The following is a 3,915-nucleotide window of genomic DNA, read 5'->3' on the forward strand; positions in this document are numbered from 1 at the left end:
GGCGGTGACAATATCAAAGCCTTCAAGCAATTTTTACGTCAATTTGATAAAGGCAACCGCAAAGACGTTGAGTTTAATTTTGAAAGCAAACGTACCGATGGCAGTACCTTTGAAGCAAAATTACAGCTGGCAGTCGCGACCCTTGATGGTGAGCCCGTTACCCAAATCATTATTCAGCAAAATAACACTAATAGCGCCGACGTTGCCAAGCGTTTGGCAGCAGCCGAACGTAAAGACAGCTTAACGGGTATTGATAATCGCCTCGGTTTTGAATTGCAGCTGACGAAAGTTTATGAGCAAGCAAAACAAGGCGCTTTGACGGCAGGATTATTTTATATTCAACTCGATAATGTGGGTAAGATTAGAAGCAGCTTAGGTTTACAAGGTGTTGATACCACCGTGCAGCAAGTCGCCTATGCCTTAGATGAGCTAATGACAAATGAGATAGAGGGAAACAGCCATGTGAGCCGCTTTAGCGATACGGCTTTTACTATCTTGATAGAAAATCAAAATACCGCTGCGCTTGAGAAATTGGCTGAGAAAATTGGTTCGACTATTAGTCAGATGTTTATTGAGGTAGATAAACGGACGTTAAGTACCACGGCAAGTATTGCGATCGTGAAGATAGAAAAAAATACGCCAGAGCCAAGAGTGTTGCTTGAGCGGGCGCTAGATGCTATCAATCAAATTATGATTGAAACCTCCAATCACGGTGATAAATACCATCTATATGACGCTAGCGAACATGCCAATAGTGATGATCATGCCCTTGCTGAGTCTTTAGTCGATGCTATTGCTAATAATCGCTTTGAGCTGTCTTTCCAGCCCATATATGATATCAATCATGATCGCAGTGATTTCTTTGAGGTGTATCTACGCCTGCCATTAGCAGATGCGAACAATACCGTACTGACCCCTGACCAGTTTATGGCGGTGGCCAAAGCGCACAAGCTCCTTGAAAAAATTGACCGCTGGATATTGATCAATGCCTGTAAAAAAATCAATGACGTGCGTAAATCAAGGTTATTGGTACAACTGACCAATGCGTCGTTGATAGATAAAAAACTGCCGAGCGTTGCTAGTCAACTCATCAATGCTGTCGGTGGTAAAGCGGGCGCGTTAACCTTACAGTTTAATGAAAAAGACATTGCCGATCATTTGACTGTCGCAAAATCGCAATTTAAAGCGCTTAACCAAGTCAACTGCCTGCTGGGCATTAATAATTTTGGCTCATCAGCTAAGTCGGTTGAGCTGGCCAATTTTGTGCAGCCTGATATGGTGCGCTTAGCCCGCAATTATGTCGAAGGGATTGATAACCCTGAGAATTTAGAAACGGTTAAGTCGCTTATCATGCGTACCAATGAAATTAGCGTTGATGTCTTGATGCCATATATTGAAGATGCGGGGACCATGTCAGTCGCGTGGAGCGTGGGCGCACGCTACTTACAGGGTTATTATTTAGAAGCACCTAGTAATACCATAAAAGTATCAAGCGAGAGTTAAGTCTAGGCAACTAATTTTTATTTTTACCACATAACCCATATTTAACGGTTAGCAACGATATATACTGCTACGCAGCGCTATGTGTGTTTGTCCTTTTTACCTTGTATTGTGGTTGAGGTAGGCGCATACATAGCCCATGCTCCTCAATTTAAGATTATTCCACCATGTCTATTGTCAAAAAATATCAATTAGGCGCTGTATTGGCCACTGTTTTATCGCTCACCGCTTGTGAGAAAACACCCCCTGATTATCGAGATCCGGTCACGCTGCCGCTTTATACTGAGGGCGATGCCGATAACGGTGCGCTGATATACCAAGATGCTTGCGCTCAGTGTCATCAACTCAACCCAGGGCTCAATAAAAAAGGGCCACAGCTGATGAATGTTTATGGCGCAAATGCCGCCGAGTTAGAGGATTACACCTATAGCGAAGGGCTGACGACATCAGGTTGGGTATGGGATGCCAAGACGCTGGATACTTATATCGCTGATGCTGAAAAAGCCATGCCCGACTCAAAAATGCTGTCAGATCCGATGCCCGATAGTAAGGAGCGTACCGATGTGATTGCTTATTTATCAACGCTGCGGGCACCGGTACCAACAGTTGATGAAACAAAATAGCAGCAGTGCCTGATTGAGAAATACCTGACAGAGAAGTATTCTTTTTTAAACCTATTTCATTAAAAAATGAGCCAAGAATCGATAATGAAGCAAGCCACCAATGACTATCGCCATAATCAGCAAAAAATTGCTCAGTTAATGGCGCAATTAAATCAAATAGTGCTAGATAAACCCGAGGTGGTTAAGCTGGCGCTCAGTGGTATTTTGGCAGGCGGGCACTTGTTGTTGCAAGATCTGCCAGGTATGGGTAAAACGACGTTGGCGCAAGGCTTGGCGCAATTGCTCGGGCTGAGTTTTAGCCGTGTGCAATTTACCAATGATATGCTGCCAGCAGATATCTTGGGTATGAGTATTTTTGATCAAAGTCAGCAGCAATTCGAGTTTCGTCCCGGACCTATCTTTACGCAGTTGTTACTCGCCGATGAGATCAATCGCTCTAGTCCCAAAACCCAGAGTGCGTTATTAGAAGCCATGGAAGAGCGGCAAGTGACGCAAGATGGTCAAACCTATCCATTACCGCAGCCGTTTTTTGTCATAGCCACCCAAAACCCATTGCAGCAAGCAGGTGTCTACCCACTGCCTGAATCGCAGCTGGACAGGTTTTTATTGTGTTTGTCGCTTGGTTATCCATCGCCTGCTGCAGAGCGCGAGCTGTTAAAGGGACAAAATCGCCGTGAATTATTAAAACAGCTTGGCGCCGTACTAGATACCGAGGCGGTATTATTGGCGCAACATGGGGTTAAGCAGGTTTATGTCGCCGATGTGGTGTTGGATTATCTGCAAAGACTGGTTGCAAAAACGCGTGCAAGCTTTGATTATCATGGTTTATCACCGCGTGGTGTGCTATCACTACAGCGCGCGGCGCAAGCCTATGCTTATGTATCGGGACATATGGAAGTGACGCCCGAAGATATTCAAGCGGTATTTGCGGCGGTCACTGACCATCGACTTGGCCAGCGTTTCGTGCCAGCACACGTGACTGGCGGACAAGTCACACAAACCATCGCTCAACGTATATTGGCAGACGTGGCTGTCGTTATTTAATTGTTTGCATCTTTTATGGTAAGGATAGGGTAGTCATGAGCTTTTTGCCAAAAGCCTTAACCGTACCAGCCAGCTCATTATTAAGCCGTTGGTTTGCCGCGCGTGCGCCAAAAAGTGATAGTGCGACGCTGAATTTGCGTAACGTCTATATCTTTTTTAGCCGTGAAGGGCTGCTGTTTGCCGTTTTATTAATCATCACCTTTATCGCCGGTATCAACTATGGTAATAACTTGGTATTGGGGCTGTGCTTTTATCTCATTAGCGTCTGGCTCATTAGCTTTCATGTGACCTTTGCGCATATCTCGGGTCTACAAGTACGGTTGCTTGATGTCACCATGGCAGAAGCCGGCGCGCCTGTTTGGGTCACGTTGCAGCTGCGTAATGACAGCCGCCGACCAAGACGCCAGTTATTATTTACCTTTGAGCAGACTGAGCAAAAGTCCTATAAAAAAGCCGATAAAAACAACGATAACAAACATGAAATTAATGCTGATAGTCAGCACTCAGTATTGGTCACGCGCCTACAAGATGAACAAATCATTCGTTTGCCGGTGCAGACTCATCGTCGTGGGAAGTTGCAACTACCAAGATTAAAAATAAAAACTGTGTATCCGTTAGGGATTATGCGCGCATGGTCGTATGTCTATTTCGCCCGTAGCGCGTGGGTTTATCCAAAACCTGAAGTATTTGACTGGCAGGCACAATATGCCATTGCCAGTCCGGAGGATTTGCCAATAGGCGGGCAATA

At 45.2% G+C, this 3,915-nt stretch carries 4 protein-coding genes; all 4 read left to right on the forward strand.

All coding sequences use genetic code 11. The features are described from left to right. A partial coding sequence (locus V7D75_RS01200; RefSeq protein ID WP_333613069.1) for an EAL domain-containing protein occupies positions 1–1,503 on the forward strand: 1,503 nt, incomplete at its 5' end. Positions 1,504–1,667: 164 nt separating this feature from the next. Further along, positions 1,668–2,123 carry a c-type cytochrome gene (locus V7D75_RS01205; RefSeq protein ID WP_333613070.1) on the forward strand — a complete coding sequence of 152 codons (456 nt, stop codon included), beginning with the start codon at positions 1,668–1,670 and terminating at the stop codon, positions 2,121–2,123. Positions 2,124–2,207: 84 nt separating this feature from the next. Beyond that, entirely contained in the window at positions 2,208–3,167 is a 960-nt protein-coding gene (locus V7D75_RS01210) for an AAA family ATPase (protein WP_333613071.1), read from the forward strand. A 35-nt stretch (positions 3,168–3,202) separates the two neighbouring features. Then, positions 3,203–3,915: hypothetical protein (locus V7D75_RS01215; RefSeq protein ID WP_333613072.1), on the forward strand; the 713-nt coding region annotated here is incomplete at its 3' end.

This window comes from Psychrobacter sp. (genome assembly GCF_036731945.1).
GTDB lineage: Bacteria > Pseudomonadota > Gammaproteobacteria > Pseudomonadales > Moraxellaceae > Psychrobacter.